Raw genomic sequence first — 17,832 nt, 5'->3', positions numbered from 1 at the left:
CGTCTCGAGTTGCGGGGCCCCTTTCGCGTCCAGTCGCAGGGCTAGGCAAAGAGTTTGAAGAGAAAGGTCTTCAGTCTCTTTATCTACAACTGCGACTGGACGCGAAAGGGACCCACGACGAAGGAAGTGGGATGAGCGCCTCGAGCAGCCGACCGATGCATATCGCACAGCAAAATTGCACCCGCAGGAGAGCGCGGCGAGCGCGCCAACGGGGTAGTACTATGTACACCCCTTCTCCGAGGACGCGATTTGGCAAAGCGAGATGCAGCGCAAGAGGGTCGCGGGGAGGCCCCGAGAGAAAGCGAAGCTTTCTCCTGGCCTACCCGACATGTCTATTCAACCAACAAGTACATTAAAGACGCTGTTCTATTGGTTAGAATTCGGCGTTGCCGAGGAAGCGGGGGAAGGGGATGACGTCGCGGATGTTCTCCATGCCGGTAATGAAGAGAACGAGGCGTTCGAATCCTACGCCGAAGCCCGCGTGCGGCACGGTTCCATACTGACGGAGCTGTAGATACCACCAGTAGTCCTCTGGCTTCAGGCCGAAGTCGATGATCTTCTGCTTAAGAACATCGAGGCGCTCTTCTCTCTGCGCACCTCCGATGAGCTCTCCGATTTTTGGGACGAGAACGTCCATAGCAGCGACTGTCTTGCCATCCTCGTTTGCACGCATGTAGAAGGCTTTAATCTTAGCTGGGTAGTTGGTCAAAATAACCGGCTTTTTGAAGTGCTCTTCTGCCAAATAGCGCTCGTGCTCGGATTGAAGGTCCATTCCCCACTCAACGCCGAAGGTGAAGCTGCGGCCAGAGCTTTTCAAGATCTCAATCGCTTCTGTGTAGGTCAATCTCACAAATGGCGAAGTGGCCACATGTGTGAGCCTCTCAATGAGCCCCTTTTCAATGAACTGGTCAAAGAACTCGAGGTCCTCCTTGCAGTGTTTGAGCGCATAGTTTGTCACATACTTGAGGTAGCTTTCAGCGCACTCCATGTTGTCGTTCAGATCTGCAAATGCCATCTCTGGCTCGATCATCCAGAACTCTGCGAGGTGCCTCGTTGTATGTGAGGGCTCTGCGCGGAAGGTTGGACCGAAGGTGTAGACATCGGATAGCGCGCACGCGATCGTCTCGCCGTTCAGCTGTCCCGATACGGTTAGGAAGGCGGGTCTTTCGAAGAAGTCTTTTGAAAAATCGAGAGAGCCGTCTGCTAGGCGCGCAGGCTTATGCAGGTCGAGGCTTGTAACGGCGAACTGCTTGCCTCCTCCTTCGCAATCGGAGGCTGTGATAATTGGCGTATGAACGTAGAGGAAGCCCTTCTCTTGAAAGAAGTTGTGGGTTGCAGTTGCAAGAGCGTTTCGTACGCGAAGGACCGCTCCCTGCGTGTTTGTGCGAGGACGCAGGTGTGCAATGGTTCGTAGAAACTCAAATGAGTGCCGCTTCTTCTGAAGGGGATACTCCTCGGCGCTGCAGGTTCCAAAGAGTTCAACTTTACTAGCTTTGATCTCCCACTTCTGCTTGCCCCCAGGACTCTCAACAAGTGTGCCCGTTACGGCAACAGATGCGCCTGTTGTGAGGCTTGGTAGCAGCTCGCTATAACCGGGCAGGCTGCTCTCTATGATGATCTGCAAAGAGGAGAGGGTAGAGCCATCATTGAGCTCGAGAAAGGCAAAGCTTTTCTGTTCTCGAACGGTTCTAATCCAGCCGCATACCGTAAGGGTCTTACCTAGGTCGGCCTTGTCGATCATTCTGATTTTAGTGTGCTTCATGAACCTATCCGCAAATAATAAGTTTTAGAGTTTTGATGGATTTTTCGTCAGATTTTTGTGCTGCTTCGCAGGACATACTTAAACAGGTAGACCAAGAAGCAGCACGAAAATATGGCGAAAAAGGCGCAAAAGGCAAAAATTTAGAATTTGCGTATGGGTTCATCTTGCAAAATCTCTTAGCAGTTGAATTTCATCTTTCCAAGCGGATGGACCGAGTGGGGTTTCTAAATATTTTGGCAGGTCTCGCATGTCTGGGTGGGTCATCATCGTCTTAAAGCACTCCATGCCGATCTCGCCCTTGCCAAGCTGTTCATGTCGGTCTCTGCGTGATGCCAGAGGTTTCATCGAGTCGTTTACATGAAACGCATAGAGGTGCTTAAGGCCGACGGTGCGGTCGAACTCTTTAAGAGTCTCATCCCACCCTTTTTTAGTGCGGATGTCGTAGCCTGCGGAGAAGATGTGGCAGGTGTCGATGCAGACGCCGACCGGCACTTTCTTATGCACGCGTTCGATAATGTAGGCCAGCTGTTCAAATCTGTGGCCAACAGAGGAGCCCTGACCTGCAGTGGCTTCCAAAAGAACGCGTGTGGAGCCTTTTGCGAGGAGCTTCTCCATTTCAAGAAGACTCTCGCTGATCGTATCCAAACACTCTTCGACTGTACCTTCAAGCGCCGCACCAGGATGAAAATTGAGGTAGGTGATCTTCAGCAGATGGCAGCGCTCAATCTCCTGTTCAAAAGCTTTGCGGCTCTTATGAAGGCTCTCTTTACTTGGCGAACCCAGATTGATGAGGTAGCTGTCGTGGCTCATGATCTTTTTAAGGCCGGTCTCATCAAGAGTTTTAAACCAGAGTTTTACTTCTTCTTCGGGGATAGGCCTTCCCGCCCACTGCCTCTGGTTGCTAGTAAAAATTTGAACTGTCGTGGCTCCAATCTCTTGACCTTCCAGAAGCGCCTTATGAACTCCACCTGCAATGGAGGTGTGGGCGCCGATTAAAAGCTCGTCCGCTGGGGTTTTTTTCATAAATAGTGTTCCCAAAAAAGCGAAATTGTAGGAGAAAAGAGGCAACATTACAAGTCCAATGAAAGACGACCATCACTCCTCACCAGTCTTTAAATCGGCAGTCCGCTTTCTGAGCGGAACGCTCTTGAGCCGTCTTACGGGTCTTGTGCGCGATCTTTCGATGGCCTGGTGCTTTGGTAGCCATCCAGCTGTCGCAGCTTTTATGGTTGCCTTTCGATTCTCTAACCTCATCAGACGCCTCTTCGGTGAAGGACAGATGTCGAACGGATTTATTCCTCATTTTGAGACGCTGAGAGCCTCTTCAGAAGAGAGTGGAGCGCGCTTCTTCCGCGATCTTTTTTCCACGCTTGGTCTTACCCTTGCTCTTGTCATTCTCGGCATAGAAGCTGGTCTCTTCGGGTGGCTTCAAATAGGGGTGGGAGAGGATACGGCAGAAATTCTTAGACTCACGATGCTGATGCTACCGGGCATTTTATTTATCTGCCTGTTTGGGCTTGGTGCTGCGCTCATGCAGTGTGAGAAACAGTTCTTTCTTTCGGGATTTGCCCCCGCTGCTTTTAACGCGGTCTGGATCGCGGCCGTCTGGTGGTTAAAGGGGAGCTCTCCGGAGAGCGCAATGGGCCCTCTTTCCATTGCAATTGTCGTTGCATTTTTCATGCAGTGGCTTATGACGGCGCCCAAGACATTTGGGTTTTTTAAAAGAGCCCTGCCTATCAAGGAGTTCTTTCGACCAGTTCTCTTTTCTCCTGAGGTCCGTAAAGTTGTTGCCCCCTTTCTTCTGGGCGCTGTCGGCATTGGCGCGGTTCAGATAAATAGCGCTCTGGATACTCTTTTTGCAAGAGCTGCTTCTCTTGAGGGCCCAGCCTATCTCTGGTATGCGATTCGCATTCAGCAGCTTCCGCTTGCTCTTTTTGGCATCGCTCTCTCGTCTGCGCTTCTGCCTCCGCTCTCACGTGCAGGTCAAGCTGGAGAGTGGGAGAGGTTTCGCACTCTTCTGCACTCAGCCCTCACGCGCAGTTTAAGTTTTATTCTTCCTTCCATGGCGGCTCTACTTGTGGGCGGCGCTGCAACGATCAATCTGCTGTATGGACATGGGGATTTCTCTCAGATGGCAACTCTCGAGACCCTTCTCTGTCTTTGGGGATATGCTGTGGGACTTCTTCCCGCCGTTTTTATTCTTCTCTTCGCTCCGGCTTTTTATGCGCAGAAGGATTTTAAGACCCCGACTCGCGCGGCTCTTATCTCCGTTGTCGTGAATGTGACGTTGAATGCTCTTCTGGTATTTGTATTTGGTTGGGGAGCTGCAAGTATTGCGGTTGCAACGAGCGTCTCTGCGCTGTGTAACTTCCTCTATCTACAGAAAAAACTCCAGCCGAGGACAGGTGTGGTTTTGGATAGTGTGTTTGCCGGCAGTACGGCAAGAATAGGTCTTTCGACGCTCTCTGCTACAGCTTTAACGCTCGTGATCGGTCGTCTATTTTTTGCAGACCCAACGCTAGACATATTTTTGGGAAGAGAAGCCCTCTTCTCGCGCCATATACCCGACCAAGCTCTACACTTTACCTGCCTCGCTTCTCTCTTTCTCGTCTCGCTCTTCATCGCAGCTCGACTCTTCCAAGCCACAGAACTTCTCTCTCTCATTCCCAAAAGAAGAAGGCCTTCGGCCTAGCGGGCTCTTTATTCTTCGAGGGAGGCCCACTTGAAGTCGAGCTGATTGAGCTCGGAGACGTAGACGTTCTTAAGTTGGGATTTTTTGGAGTAGCAGATCGAAGTGAAGTAGATTGGAATCACCGGCATCTCATCCATTAGAAGCTTTTCAGCTTGGAAGAAGATGTGAAGACGCTTCTGTGCATCGGGCTCAACCTCGGCCTCATCCAGCAGGCGCTGATAGGTGGGACTCTCCCAGCGAGACATGTTGATTCCATCGCCGCGTATGCGGAAGGTTTGCATGATGTAGATAGGGTCGCGCAGCCAAGAGTTCCAGCCCATTCCCCCTAACTGATAGTTGCCGCTAACTAGATTCTGGTAGTGGACCTTCCACTCTTCTTGCTGAAGTTTAATCTCAATTCCAAGCGCTTTCTGCCACTGTTCTTGAACGACGAGGGCTGTCTGCTGGTGGTATTCGCTCGAGTTGTAGCTCAGGACGATCGGCCCGAGCTCTTCTTTTGTGATTCCAAGCTCCTTTAAGCCTTCAGCTAGAAGAGTGCGCGCCTCTTCCAGATTGTTATCGGAGAAGTGTTCAGAAGGGTGGATCCCCAGATTTTTAGGCAGCACTCCCAATGCGGGCTCTTCGCCAGTCTGAAGAATGTGGTCTGTGATCTCTTTTCTATTAATCGCGTAGGCGAAGGCCTTTCTAATCTTCTTGTTGGTGAAGGGGAAAGCTTCGGTGTTGATGAAGTACCAGTAGACTCCCATCGAGGGAACAGAGGTGAGCTCTTTACGTGTTTTTAGCGAAGGGATCGCATCCAGTGGAAGTCTGGAGAGAGGTTTGCCCACCCATGCTAGCTGCCCCTTTTCAAACATGCTGAGCTCGGTGGTTGGGTCCTTAACGATAGCGATCCTGATCCCAGGTAGGTTCACATTTTTTTGATCCCAGTAGGCGGGATTTTTGATGAGAACAAGCTCATCGTTCTGCTTATGCTTTTCAAGAGTGAATGGGCCGCTGCTGATAAAGGAAGGTCCGACTTCATTGATCCAGTCAGGATTCTTCTGGTCTAGAGAGGCGTTGATAGGGAAGAAAGAGGATGTTGCAACCGCCTCTAAAAAGTAGGCGGTAGGATGCTCGAGCTCAACCACAAATGTTTTTGCATCAACTGCTCTTATTCCAAGTTCTTCAGCGCTCTTCTCTTTTTTTAAGAAGCCGCGCACATTTTTAATTGGATAGAAGTTCTGTATCGACAGACTTTTGCTAGTGTCGGTAATCGCCCTCTTCCAAGAGTACTCAAAATCGTAGGCCGTAATCGGTTCTCCATTCGACCAGTTGCAGTCTCGAAGGGTGAAGGTATAGGTCTTCATGTTGCCCGAGATCTTGTAGCTCTTGGCGAGAGAAGGAACAAGCTTCCCCTGAAGATCAAAGGTCATGAGCCCCTCGAAGAGCATCTTAATAACCAGCTGCGACTTATCGTCGATACCGATTCTTGGATCTAGAGAGCGGATCTCGGTGCCGAAGCTGATGGGAAGAAGCTTGGCCTGCTCCATTTTGGAGACAGGAGGATGTTTCTCTTTACTGCCACAAGCTGCAAGCAGTAGAAGAGGAGTAAAAAGAAGAATGGTTAGAAGAGCTTTCATTGAAATCTACTCAAAACATAAACTTTTCAGGACGCGAGGTTATAAAATAGGTGAAATAACTATTTAAATAAATCTTTTTTGTCTTTTTAATGGTTGTCTACTCTCTTTAGCGCGACAGACATGACTAGACAGATGAATACGACACCGCCACTTGCAGCTTTGTCAGAAGAGAAGACTCCTCACTGCTTTCGCTGGAGGATTCAACCTCAATTCGGTAGCCATCAGAACTCTCCTGCTATCGCCTCGTATGTTCGTGTTTTTGAAGAGCTCATCGATGAGCTCATGCCAAAAGGGGCCTGTTTCGAGGATGAGAAGGAGCTGCTTGCGTGGATCCAGGAGTCGATACCTCTAGTTAAGTGGGAGACCCCCGAAGCTCCTCCCGGGATCTTCTCTCTTGTCGTCTTCTGCCAAGCCGCAAAGCTCTATAAAACAGAAACTCTTCTGCTCCAATACTTGCAGAATCGGCTCGTCCCGCATAAAGAGATCAGTATTCTCTCGGCTCAGCACCTCTACTTTCATTTTACGCGCCTTCCGAATGAGAACTTTCTGGTGCTACAGGTGCGTGTTCTGATCGAAGATTCGATGCAGCTCAACCACTTGGCGAATAACGCTTCACTTCTGGCCAAAGAGCTCAAACTTGCGCTTACAGCTGCCCACTTTGCACGTGACTTCTTGGAGGTGAAGACTCTTTCAGAAGATTTCAAAACGACGTTGATCTTTGAAGATCTAACGCGGCTGCAGAAGAAGTTTCCCCACCTCTTCGATCGCGCCCTCTTTGTCGAGCTTAGAAAGATGCTCGCTCTTTCTACGAAGGAGTTCTTGGAGAGCAGATCCTCTAGACATCTTGCCAAAATTCTCTCTGCGCACAATGTGATGCGAAAGATAATCACCAGAACAGCAGCTCTCTTTCCTCAGGAGAGGCATCTCCAGCTGCGCCTAAGCCAGACGCGGTTGCAGTTCCTTTTTGGAACGAAATCAGTGGTCGGTCTGATGATCGGGATCTACCTGCTCGACAAGTATGAGTTTTTTGAGGAGAAGCACATTCTGCTCGCTGTTCAGAAGATCATTCCCGATGCGCAATCTGTGAAGGGCTCTTTTTACGACTGCCACTCGCCTCACGATATGATCAGAACCCTCTATCTAGAGATTGAGAAGAGAGATGGAGAGCCCATTACGCTGCAAGAGAGGGGCCTTCTGAAGAGGCAGCTTCCTCATGAGCTTAAGGGCAGCGTCGAGAAGGTAATTCCAGCTGTCTTCATGATGCGAAATGAAGAGGAGATCATGAAGAACATCCTGATCTTAAGTCAGGAGCTCAAGTATTTTTCCGATCTTCCTCAAGTCATGATCAACCTCGAACAGCAGTCTGGAAGCGATCTCATCTTTACTGTCGTTCTGGTTCGCCTCCTTGGTAAGGATATAGAGTCTCTCGAACGTCTTTTTGATGATGCAAAAATTGGAGTTGAAGTTACCGTTGATCGAGTGCAGATCGTCGGCTATTTAAGAAAAAAATATCCGAAGGAGGCGAGCACCTTCCGTCTCCGTATACCCAAAGAGCCCTCGATTCTTCGTGCCGACTCCTCCGTGAACTTCTATCTCGCTAGGCTCAAGGTGATGCACATTTTGAACCAGACCGTTGGAGAGGTGCGCGACTACAATGGCGGCATGATCCTTCAGCAGGTCGAGCAGTTCTCGCAGCTTAAGCAGGCTTTTCCAGAGACCTCGCTACGCCACCCCGACCTTCTAGAAGACTTTTTCTATGCACTCACCCCGATTGAAGTGCAAGCGACCCTTCCTCTCGAGCAGCTGCATGCTCTTTTTAGATTGCTGCTTGAATCAATTGGAGAGGAGCTTCCAAAACGAGAGAGCTATGTCCTTAAAGTCCAGCAGAAGGAGGAGAATCTTTTTCTTCTCATCCGCGCAAGAGAGCCCTCATATAGAGAGCAGATCCAGCGCAGTTTAAGCGCGCTCGAACTCTTTCCCAAATCACTCAGCTCAACGCATGTCGATATTCAAGGATCCTACTGCAGCGGTTTCATCTACGACTGCACAGATATAGAGCAGCAGCGCAAATTTTTGGAAACCTTCCAGCAGACAATGCGCACATGGCAGGAGAAGATCTGCAGCGAACAGATCCTTCGCCTAAGCTACCTCTACTTCCCCCTTTCTCTAGATCCACGCATCGGAGGTGACGAGGATTCTGAGCGCCTTCTAGAGCTTATGTTTGAAGGCCTCATGAGGATGGGAGGAGATGGAAAGCCCTCCTGTGCACTTGCTAAAACCTATGAGGTTTCAGCGGATGGACGCCACTACACATTTAAGCTGAGAGAGACCTTTTGGACGAATGGCGATCCCGTCACAGCTTACGATTTTGAATATGCGTGGAAAAAAGTTTTAACACCCGACTTCTCTACCCCCTTCGTTTATCTCTTCTATCCCATCAAAAATGCAAAAAATGCCAAAGAGGGAAGAGTCCCGCTTAGTGAAGTCGGTGTAAAAGTCGTTGATGAACGCACGATTGTTGTGGAGCTCGAACACCCAGCCCCCTATTTTCTTGAGCTGACAGCCTTTACAATCTACGCCCCAGTGAATCGGCAGATCGATAGAATTCACCCCAACTGGGCCGATCAAGAGGGAGCAGGTTACGTATGTAACGGCCCCTTCCGCTTAAAGCGAAGGAGCGCAACGCGCGGCTATGAGCTCATCAAAAACCAGCTCTATTGGGATGCTAAACGAGTCTCTATCGAACAGGTGCTCGTCACACAAAATGACAACTACACCTCTCTTCAGATGTTTAAAAATGATGAGATCGACTGGCTCGGTAGGCCCTTAAGAACCTGGAGCTCCTCATTTGAGTCTGGCTGTCCAGAGGAGGTCGAGTGCTGTTCTACACCTCGTATCTTCTGGTATGTATTCAACGTTAAACGCTTTCCTTTTAACCACACTAAGATCAGGCGAGCATTTGCCTATGCCCTCGATCGTAAATCGATTATTGAAGAGCTAAGACACCTAGGCTCCAAACCAGCCGTAACGCCCTTGCCGCTTGCCCACACACAACTCCTCGATCAGGGAATTGCCGATGGTGATAAAGCGCGTGCGACCGCACTGTTTGAAGAGGCGCTTCATGAGCTTGGCCTAAAGAAGGAAGAGTTCCCCGTGATTACCCTCATTCGCACGAAGGGGGGTGTCAGTGAAAAGAGCGCCGATCTCGTTGCTGAGCAGTGGAAACAGCTATTTGGCATCAGGTGCAGAGTGGAAAGTTATGAATGGAATACGATCTTTAATCGAATGACTCAGGGCGATTTTCAGATTGGCGGTATGGGGTGGAAGTCGTGGATCAATGACCCGATCTACACTTTAAATGCCTTCCGCTACGCCTCTGAGAAGGTCAACTTTGCCAAGTGGGAAGATGAGAAGTATCAGAGATGCCTAGATGCCGCAGATAAAGAGGTCGATCCAAAGAGACGTCTAGAACACCTGCGCGCTGCAGAGGAGATTCTGCTACAAGAGATGCCGGTTCTTCCTATCTACTACGAGGTGCAGCAGTTTAAACGCAAACCGCGGCTCAAAGTGGCTGTGAACACACTTACTGGACATGTGGACTTCTCAACCGCAACAATAGAGCCTGGTCCAACAATCTGATTTTTTTTCAACTTTCGAGAATTTTTTAAAATTTTTCTTGCCTTAATATTTTTTTATTACATAATCCTTCCCGATTCTCGATGAACCGCCGCACAAAACAGAACGTGCGCTTTGTTGAGAACCTCTGGGCAAGCCAGAGGAATAATTGTGAGTAGAGAATGACCTTATATAGGAGGTTATCAATGTCTGGAGCTCTAAATAGAAGTTCTTTATCTCTTTCTGAGATGACATGGGTATCGCAAAAAGTAGCAGAGATCAAGCAGCACGCTGCTTGGAATGAAAAGATCGACGAAGTAGGAAGCGAAAGGATGCTGCTCAATGAAGCTCCTTTTACTTTTGTTTTCCGTCCTGGTAAGGATATGTATCACTACTTCCTTTCCTACGTAGAAGCCGATGGAACAATTCATCATAAGCAGATCAGAATCGAGCTTTCCGCAAACGGATGGATCTACCGCAATGGTGGAAGCTGCATCCGCGAGCGTATTGAAGACCTCGTTCCGGTAGCTATCCACACCGCACCGGAGTTATGCAGACCATATCGAGTTCTGAGAGCGCCAATCTTTTCAATGAACTAATCTGTTCAATCTGGACTCCTGCCTAAACGGCAGGAGTCAGTTTACGGGGAAGAGCTTATTCTTTCTTTGATTGAGCGAAGCGAAATCCCTGGAGTGCGGTGCTTTGCACCGCCTTAATTTTTTACGATCTCACAGATAATTTGATTCGAGAAGAAACCAGGGCGGCGCAGAGCACCGCACTCCAGAGGTAATTGCAAAAATCCCGCTGGTCGCCTTTTGCGCTTTATAGAACTCCTTTCTTTAGAGAGTGTCTGCAAATGCAGACACTCTGTTGGGAAGGAGTTCTTTAAATGCGAGATAAACGGGAAGGTAGGATGTCAGCTTTTTAAGGGCATGAGCCATGCGATGTCACTGTAATTTCTTGAACTGTTCCCACGTTGCCACTGATGTCAGCCCTCATTGTTCCTCCAAAACTATTATCAAGCACATAAGCATTCGAAGTCACGTCACTTGTGTTGTTTTTTAGAGTCACGCATGAGGAGGAGGTGGAAGTTTGATTGATTACTTTAAGAGAGGGTCTTGTAAGACTTTCTGAGTTTTCCCACAGATTATTTGTGATGGTTGCAGTGAGATTGCCTCCAGCTCTAATTCGAAGAAGGGCTATACCAGTTGTAGCTATACTTCCATCTGTATGCGAAAACGTGTTCTGATCGATGAGAATTGCTCCAGTGCCTCCGAAGCCAAATCCTGCTATAGCTCTTCCCACACCAGCAGACCCAATATTAAAGAATCCGTTGTTTGAAATCGTGATAGAATTGAAGTCTCCAAGCGGGATATTTGTAGGGTCGCCAAATTCGATTCCAGTCGTAAACTGCTGTGAGACGGGACTAATGAACTGGTTATTTGCAAAAAGGTAAGTTGCATTGGAAGCTGTGGAAAAGAGGCGAATTCCATCGCAAGAAAAACCCCCACTAACATGAGGATTTGTGATATTAAAGGTATTGTCTACGATTGAAATCTGACCTCCTGTCGTCTTTAAACCTACGATCGAAGATCCCTGTAACGCAACACTCAAGGTCAAATCAAGGGTGTTATTATGAATAGATGTATTGGTAACTCCAGTGCATGAGATCACCTCTAAGATGTTTGTTCCAAGGACATGGAGTCCAGAAATTTCATTATTGTTGGCGCAGGCAATTACAGGAGACGTTAAATTTGTGATTTGAGGGGTGCCACTTGCCTGGGCAGGAATCGTGATCTCTCCTGCAGTAGTGGATAGGTGCTGGTCAATTCCCGCTCCAAAAAGTCTCTGTGCGTTCTTGAGTGTGATTCCTGCACTCATTCCAGTAGAGGTCCCATCACCTGGAAATACATAGATTACATCATTGGAAAAAGAGGCGTTTTGTGCAGCGACGAGAGTGTTGAAAGGCGATTCAAATGTGCCAGCCGAGTGGCTGGTGTTATCGACAAACCAGAAGAAGTAGGGTCGACCTGTGGCAGGATTGATGGCTTTTTCCTTCCTATGTCGTTTATCGACTGGGATGATTTCATTGCGATCTACCCGCTGCAGAGCTCTTCTACTCAACGTGAGTTCCATGCTACAGGAGTTTCCTCTTCTCTGTTTGATCTCTCTTTTTCCTCCAAAGGGAATGATGAGGCTCAGCTGGCCTTGCCCAATCCATTTGAAAACGTTATCGTAAGAGGTATTTCCTTCCAGTCTCACATAGTCAAAAACATCTAAAGCGATGCGCGCTTGCCCGCCCCATGCTGCTCTCCCTTGACCTTCTAAATAGTAAGGGCCTGCAGCAATATAGAGAGGTGCATTTTTAGAGTTATTTACATGAGCTCCAATCTCCGCATTGGCACCTTTCATAGCAAACTCTCGTTTGCCCGCTAATATCATATAATGGCCGTCAAACTCATCGAATTTCGCATTGAAAAAAGAGCTTTTTTTATCTCCAACAGGAAGGTATCCGTTAATGCGAAAGTCCCAAATTTTTCCAAGGGACTCGAGTCCCAGAGAGACTTGATTGTAGTGGTGGCGATTGGTTTTGCGGTAATCGTAATAAGCGTTCACTCCCCAAATGCGCGAAGTAGCCAGATAACGCACTCCAATGCCGGCATTAGCGGCGGGCTTGCCGCTGTTGAATAGATGCCCGCGCAAATCTAGAAAAGGCACCCAAGTGTCTTTCCAAAGGGTTAGAGGAGCGAAAAAACCCTCCAGAGTGGTGTAGCCCTGATTGTACCCCACGCCATTTGCTTCAATATGCCTCATAGTAACACGCATTGGCCGGGGGCTATCTCCACAAGAGGAGGTAGTCTCCTGGGGTCTTTTTTTCGGAAGCATTGTTCCGGCAGGGTGTGACTGTTGATTTGTAGCAATATCTTTGGGGGTGAGAGCAAAGAGGTATCCTCCGCTCCTTGCTCCAGTAATTCGCATATTGGCATGCTCGGCGTACGAGTCATTGTCAGAAGTGGAGAGGTTTTCCTGAGGGGTAGCCGCATCTTCGATTGCTCCAAAGAGCTCGTGGGCATAGAAGCTACCTAAAAAAAGAGAGCAAAGAGCAGCTCGGTGAAGCATACGATGGTCCTTTTTAAAAGGAAAAATTTGACTTTAAATGAAAAATTTATAAGAAAACAAGTTTTTAAAGAACCTTCTCTGATTAGAGGAGGAGGTTGAGGTGGCACTTCTCGAATGAGGTGTGCTCCATGTTGTTTTTGCTCGCCTTCCAGTGGAAAACAAGGCCAGTTGCAAGCGCATCAAATGCGATGATGAGCCAGAAGAGATCCGGAGACCAGTTTCCCAATTGAAATGCGAGGTAAACGGGAAGGTAGGATGTCAGCCAGACCAGGCAGCTTGCCATCATGTGAAATACTGTATTGCAAGCAGCAGAGATCAGGCTGAAGCCGATCGCGTTGATTCCATTGCAGAGAAGAAGAACCCAGATCCAGAGGCAGGAGCGCTGGAGAAGAGCTAGAGTTTCTGGGGATGGGGTATCTGTAAAAAAGAAAGAGAGAAGAAGCTGTGGGAAGAGAAGAAACGGAATTGTGAGAACCGACATGAAAAGGGCGAGTAGAGCAAAAGCCGAACGCCTTAGCTTCTGAATCGTGATATACTCTCTTGCACCGATCAACCTAGAAGCGATCGTCATGATCGCCTGAGCCATCCCCTCATTGATGAATGCGAAGAGGAGGAAGAGAGTCCCTCCCACCGAAAGCACCACCAGAAAATCGCCGCTTTTGAGTGTCACAAGGCGCACAGTGGCGGCCCATGCTGTGAGGATGATGATTCGGCTGATTGCACGCGGAATGCCCACTTGAACGTAGTGCCAGAAGGGCTTCCATCTGAACGAGTACTTATCGGTCCCATACTTTTCGCGATGGCGCTTTTGGAGAAAGATAATGAAGAGAACGGTGCAGAAAGAGCCTTGGGCAATTCCAGTGGCAATTGCTGCGCCCAAAATCCCTTGTGGCGGAAGAACGCCCTCTACTCCAAAGATTAGAAGATAGTCGAGAGCGACATTGATTATCTGGGCGGAGATCGTTGCCAAAAATAGAGCTTTGGTCTTTCCCTCTGCGATGTAAAAAGAGGCGAGTGCTGCGCCCAGAGGAAAGAGGAAGTTAACAAACATCAGACACTGGAAGTAGGTGAGAGCTGGAGTCTCAATTGAAGTGCCTCCCAGAAAGAAAGGCCCTGCAAAGCGGCTTAATGGAAAGGTGATGACCATTGAAAGGAGCGAGAACCAGATCATCTGCCAGACGCACTCACCAATCAGAAGAGAGTTTTTTGCCCCCTTGTGGAAGCCGACAAAGATCTGCGTCATGCTGCTGATGCGCGCGCAGGGAACCTGGAAAAGAGTGCAGAGATAAGCTGCGCTCACGCAGCCTTCAAATGCTTCAAATGAGGAGTGTGCGAGAAAGAGCCTGTCGCAGAAATTCATTAAGCAGCCGGACAGAAGAACAAAGATGAGAGGAACTGAGAGTCTAAATAGTTCTCTAACGCTAGCAGTTGGATATTTCGTCAAAGAGGGCAGGTTCTGTTCAATCAGGTCAGATGACGACATCGAGGATTATCCTAGCTCCAGATAATGAGGTGCAAAAATCTCAATGGAGAGAGTCTGCCATTTTTTTTTTCATAAGAAAAGAAAAATTTTTAAGAGCGCGGTGTTTCTGGGAAAAAAGAAACGGGCAGCACTTAGTGCTGCCCGTAATCGGTTAGATCTTAAAAGAGGTTAGCCTGTGTAAGCTAAGAACTCGCAGACCATAGGAATGTTGATCGGAAGAGGAAGCGGAACCTGATCGGATCCTGGAACAACCAGGAGCTCGCCAGAGAACTTCGTTGGATCTACAGAGAGATACTCAGGCACGCTATTTGCACCGCTCTCCATCGCTTGCTTTACAAGAGCGAGCTGCTGAGACTTCGGCTTAACAGAGATCACCATGCCAGGGCGTACGTTGAATGCTCTGCGGTCGACCTTCTTGCCGTTTACAAGGATGTGTCCGTGAGAGACGAGCTGCTGAGCAGCGAAAATAGTAGGAGCGAGCTTTAAGCGGTAGACGATCGTGTCTAGGCGGCACTCCAAGCTCTGTAGGAACAGCTCAGTCGTGTTGATCGGTGAGCGGAGAGCCTCTTGGTAGTAGCGGAGGAGCTGCTTACGGCTTAGAAGGCCATAGGCTGCTCTGAGCTTCTGCTGCTCGTCGAGCTGAACGCCAAAGTCAGACTTCTTCTTTCGCTTTGCGCCATGCATTCCTGGAGGGCTTGCTTTGTGAAGAAGAGGGTTGCGCGCACGTCCAAAGATGTTTACGCCAAAACGCCTTGCAATACGATTGCGAGGACCTGTATATCGAGCCATTGTTTCTCCTAATATGCTAGATAGGTCTAAGAGTGGCGTCCATGCTAAGATAGCCGATATTTTTTACACAAGAGAAATACCGCTCAGCTTGGATGAAAGAAAAAATTAGAGGCTGTTACGTTAACGGTCGCTTAGACGGTAAATCCTGAATCGGTGAATTCGCAAGGACAGAGATCGTCATCCTCGATGGTTTCCACCCAGATGTTGAGGATCGAGGCGAGAATGCAGTTAAAAGAAGTTTTTAACGAGACGAGAGAGCCAATTTCCATGTCCTCTCTAAAATCAGGAGCCATATCACAACAGGAGAGTGGAGAGAGCATGAGTGCAAAAACCGCCCTGACAACACCTTCAATGAGTGCGAGGAGGGCAAGTATTGGAAAAGAGAAGCCTGCAACTACTTTATGACTTAGATTGTCTGAATCCGCTCGATAGTCGATTACGCACACCGTTAGAAAAGCCGAAAGAGAGACTTCCGCAGTGTAGAAGTCGTTAAATGCCTGGACAAAAGAATCGGGTGGATCGATTTTAGATACCATTAAATCCTCTTAAAATTACAAAAACCTATCCAGAAAGAATCTGGATAGGTTTATAAAAAACTACTTCAGCTTATTCGTACTGCCCGGGGCGGTAATCTGACACTCCGTAAGCTGGCTCATCCATACCACCATGCCCCCTTCCGAGTACTAGCATGTGCACGACTTCCCAGATAGGCATGCGGTCATCAAAAGAAGGAATAATGTTGTCGTACTGAAATCTCTCAGAGGAGAAGCTCACCACTGTACCTACGAGGCAAGTAATGCAGTTTTCAGCTGTGAGAAAAGTTCCTCTAACCGACGCTTGGTAGAGCGCTGTAGGGTTAGTGCCTCGCTCGAAGCTTGCAAGTGCAGCCGGCACGAACAGGATCATTGTGATGAACGTGCGGAAGAGTGTCTCAATAACAGAGAGAATGGCAACAGCTGCGTAGCTGAGAGAGCCGATCACGCGGCGATCCCAGCCCACGCTATCATCTACTCGCATTGCCACAGGCACTTCTTCACGAGCACGAGCTCGTAGAGGTGGTGAATATTCTCCACTTTCCATTAATGGACCGTCACCATCTTCATCATATGATGGACGGTCGCTCTGTGCATACATATCGGGTGATATCATCGAAGAAGCTGCAGCTCCAGCGCCTGCACCACTTCCGCTTGCTCTAGGAAAGGATGGTAAGGATGCTGCAGATGATGAGAGTCTTTGACCAGTAGATGTGTACATGCTAGAAGAGGAACCAGCGGCTGCTGCTGCGGCTGAGCCGGAGGCAGAAGAAGATCTGGAGTGGCTGCTTCCAGCAGCTCTGGATTGGTCTTCAAGATTTAATCTCTCGCGGCTAAAAGGTCTTGGTTGCTGCTGCTGACTTTGTTGTTCTCTTAATGCTGGTCTTTGGCGAGGCTGCTCTGTAGGAGCTGGTCTCTTATTGCGCTCACTTGTGATGTATACGCCCAAGTAGGTGCTTGCTGAAGTGAGGCACGAACCCACAGATCTAAATTCTCGGCTAATCCCTGACATAATAATCTCCGTTTTTTGTTACAAAACTCTGAAGAGTTTATCCTATATTGAGCATTTAAGAAAACATATTTTTAATTTTTATTCTCATTTTTTATTGTTTAATTATTAAATTGTAATTGATTTTATAATGATATTAGCGATTTTAAAATGGAATCTATGCGGTATATTTGTTTTAATTTTTCTTCTCTTTAAGATACTCTCTCTTTCTAAAATGAGGTGACCCATGAACTACTTTGTCCTCGCCTACTACAAATTTACACCTATTGAAGACCCTGCAGCAGAAGTTCTCCGCCACCACGCCTTTTTCCGTGGAGAAGGGGAGGGAGCTCCTCGAAATGAGTATGATGCAAGGGGCCGCATCTACATCTCCAAAGAGGGGATCAACGGCCAGATGAGCGCCTCCATTGAAGCTGCGGAGGCCTACATGCAGTGGATGCGAGCGGATCCGCGTTTTGCAGGGATTGAATTTAAAATTCACCACTACCACGAGCACGCCTTTCCCAGAATGACGGTGAAGGTGCGCCAGCAGCTTGTCGCAATGGATAAGCATGTGCGTCCGGAAGATGGGGGAGAGCACATCTCTGCTGAAAGGTGGAAGAAGATGTTAGAAGAGCGAGACGAGAAGACGCTCATCCTGGATGTGCGCAACGACTACGAGTGGAAGGTGGGGCATTTTGAAGGAGCTGAGCTTCCAAAGCTGGAGACCTTCAGACAATTTCCGGAATTCGCAAAAAGGCTAAAAGAGACCCACTCTACCGAAGAGACGAAGGTGATGATGTACTGCACGGGGGGAATACGCTGCGAACTCTACTCTGCACTACTCAAGGAGGAGGGCTTCTCCAAGGTCTATCAGCTCGATGGAGGAGTCATCAAGTACGGGTTGCAAGAGGGTCAGAAGCACTGGAAAGGAAAGCTCTTTGTCTTCGACGATCGCCTAGCAGTTCCTTTAAACGAGAATGAGAAGGCCGAGGTGATTAGCCACTGCCACAAGTGCGACGCTCTTACAGATGTCTACTACAACTGCGCAAACATGGATTGCAACGAGCTCTTCATCTCCTGTCCAGAGTGTTCAGAGAAGTTAAAGGGGTGCTGCTCTCAGGAGTGTTCAGAGTCTCCGCGCCTTCGTCCTTTCGAGAAGGGAGATCATCCGAAGCCATTCCGCAGAGCACACCACTACGCGACTTCCAATTCAAAAGAGTAGGCTCTG

12 protein-coding genes are annotated in these 17,832 nt (G+C 48.6%); 4 read left to right on the top strand and 8 right to left on the bottom strand.

Annotated elements, in window-relative coordinates; genetic code table 11:
• Positions 1-373 precede the first annotated feature (373 nt).
• On the bottom strand, positions 374-1,762 hold the full coding sequence (asnS, locus tag HYX48_01925) for an asparagine--tRNA ligase (GenBank protein MBI2742658.1): 1,389 nt from the start codon (positions 1,760-1,762) through the stop codon (positions 374-376).
• Positions 1,763-1,921: 159 nt separating this feature from the next.
• Positions 1,922-2,785, bottom strand: a complete 864-nt coding sequence (locus HYX48_01920; protein ID MBI2742657.1) for a deoxyribonuclease IV — start codon at positions 2,783-2,785, stop codon at positions 1,922-1,924.
• Between the two features lie 58 nt (positions 2,786-2,843).
• On the opposite strand from HYX48_01920, the gene murJ reads away from it, so the two are divergent.
• Positions 2,844-4,454: a murein biosynthesis integral membrane protein MurJ gene (gene murJ, locus HYX48_01915; GenBank protein ID MBI2742656.1), complete on the top strand. Its 1,611-nt coding sequence runs from the start codon at positions 2,844-2,846 to the stop codon at positions 4,452-4,454.
• A gap of 8 nt (positions 4,455-4,462) precedes the next feature.
• Here the strand turns inward: murJ and HYX48_01910 are convergent, their stop codons facing one another.
• A complete protein-coding gene (locus HYX48_01910; GenBank protein ID MBI2742655.1) occupies positions 4,463-6,073 on the bottom strand; it encodes a peptide ABC transporter substrate-binding protein in 1,611 nt (536 codons plus the stop codon).
• A 120-nt stretch (positions 6,074-6,193) separates the two neighbouring features.
• On the opposite strand from HYX48_01910, the gene HYX48_01905 reads away from it, so the two are divergent.
• Both HYX48_01905 and HYX48_01900 read left to right on the top strand, forming a co-directional pair.
• Positions 6,194-9,712: a peptide ABC transporter substrate-binding protein gene (locus tag HYX48_01905; protein ID MBI2742654.1), complete on the top strand. Its 3,519-nt coding sequence runs from the start codon at positions 6,194-6,196 to the stop codon at positions 9,710-9,712.
• A 182-nt stretch (positions 9,713-9,894) separates the two neighbouring features.
• On the top strand, positions 9,895-10,287 hold the full coding sequence (locus HYX48_01900) for a hypothetical protein (GenBank protein MBI2742653.1): 393 nt from the start codon (positions 9,895-9,897) through the stop codon (positions 10,285-10,287).
• 325 nt (positions 10,288-10,612) lie between these two features.
• Here the strand turns inward: HYX48_01900 and HYX48_01895 are convergent, their stop codons facing one another.
• The 5 genes from HYX48_01895 to HYX48_01875 all read right to left on the bottom strand — a co-directional run bounded on the left by HYX48_01895 (position 10,613) and on the right by HYX48_01875 (position 16,625).
• Complete coding sequence (locus HYX48_01895; GenBank protein MBI2742652.1) at positions 10,613-12,808, bottom strand: inverse autotransporter beta domain-containing protein; 2,196 nt, start codon at positions 12,806-12,808, stop codon at positions 10,613-10,615.
• An 82-nt stretch (positions 12,809-12,890) separates the two neighbouring features.
• Positions 12,891-14,291: a polysaccharide biosynthesis C-terminal domain-containing protein gene (locus HYX48_01890; protein ID MBI2742651.1), complete on the bottom strand. Its 1,401-nt coding sequence runs from the start codon at positions 14,289-14,291 to the stop codon at positions 12,891-12,893.
• A 168-nt stretch (positions 14,292-14,459) separates the two neighbouring features.
• On the bottom strand, positions 14,460-15,080 hold the full coding sequence (rpsD, locus tag HYX48_01885; protein MBI2742650.1) for a 30S ribosomal protein S4: 621 nt from the start codon (positions 15,078-15,080) through the stop codon (positions 14,460-14,462).
• A gap of 131 nt (positions 15,081-15,211) precedes the next feature.
• On the bottom strand, positions 15,212-15,616 hold the full coding sequence (locus tag HYX48_01880; protein MBI2742649.1) for a hypothetical protein: 405 nt from the start codon (positions 15,614-15,616) through the stop codon (positions 15,212-15,214).
• Between the two features lie 70 nt (positions 15,617-15,686).
• Positions 15,687-16,625, bottom strand: a complete 939-nt coding sequence (locus HYX48_01875) for a hypothetical protein (protein ID MBI2742648.1) — start codon at positions 16,623-16,625, stop codon at positions 15,687-15,689.
• A 223-nt stretch (positions 16,626-16,848) separates the two neighbouring features.
• Between HYX48_01875 and HYX48_01870 the strand changes: the two genes are divergently transcribed.
• The gene (locus tag HYX48_01870; protein MBI2742647.1) at positions 16,849-17,826 is read left to right on the top strand and encodes a rhodanese-related sulfurtransferase; all 978 of its coding nucleotides are present in this window, start codon (positions 16,849-16,851) and stop codon (positions 17,824-17,826) included.
• The last annotated feature ends 6 nt before the right edge of the window (positions 17,827-17,832 follow it).

It is taken from the genome of Chlamydiales bacterium (assembly GCA_016185065.1).
GTDB lineage: Bacteria > Chlamydiota > Chlamydiia > Chlamydiales > Rhabdochlamydiaceae.
The sequence above is the reverse complement of the archived record's forward strand: the minus strand, read 5'-3'. Positions and strand labels throughout refer to the sequence as shown.

Coding starts and splice junctions, on each gene's coding strand:
- asnS (MBI2742658.1), bottom strand. CDS start 1,762: ATGAAGCACACTAAAATCAGAATGATCGACAAGGCCGACCTAGGTAAG.
- HYX48_01920 (MBI2742657.1), bottom strand. CDS start 2,785: ATGAAAAAAACCCCAGCGGACGAGCTTTTAATCGGCGCCCACACCTCC.
- murJ (MBI2742656.1), top strand. CDS start 2,844: ATGAAAGACGACCATCACTCCTCACCAGTCTTTAAATCGGCAGTCCGC.
- HYX48_01910 (MBI2742655.1), bottom strand. CDS start 6,073: ATGAAAGCTCTTCTAACCATTCTTCTTTTTACTCCTCTTCTACTGCTT.
- HYX48_01905 (MBI2742654.1), top strand. CDS start 6,194: ATGACTAGACAGATGAATACGACACCGCCACTTGCAGCTTTGTCAGAA.
- HYX48_01900 (MBI2742653.1), top strand. CDS start 9,895: ATGTCTGGAGCTCTAAATAGAAGTTCTTTATCTCTTTCTGAGATGACA.
- HYX48_01895 (MBI2742652.1), bottom strand. CDS start 12,808: ATGCTTCACCGAGCTGCTCTTTGCTCTCTTTTTTTAGGTAGCTTCTAT.
- HYX48_01890 (MBI2742651.1), bottom strand. CDS start 14,291: ATGTCGTCATCTGACCTGATTGAACAGAACCTGCCCTCTTTGACGAAA.
- rpsD (MBI2742650.1), bottom strand. CDS start 15,080: ATGGCTCGATATACAGGTCCTCGCAATCGTATTGCAAGGCGTTTTGGC.
- HYX48_01880 (MBI2742649.1), bottom strand. CDS start 15,616: ATGGTATCTAAAATCGATCCACCCGATTCTTTTGTCCAGGCATTTAAC.
- HYX48_01875 (MBI2742648.1), bottom strand. CDS start 16,625: ATGTCAGGGATTAGCCGAGAATTTAGATCTGTGGGTTCGTGCCTCACT.
- HYX48_01870 (MBI2742647.1), top strand. CDS start 16,849: ATGAACTACTTTGTCCTCGCCTACTACAAATTTACACCTATTGAAGAC.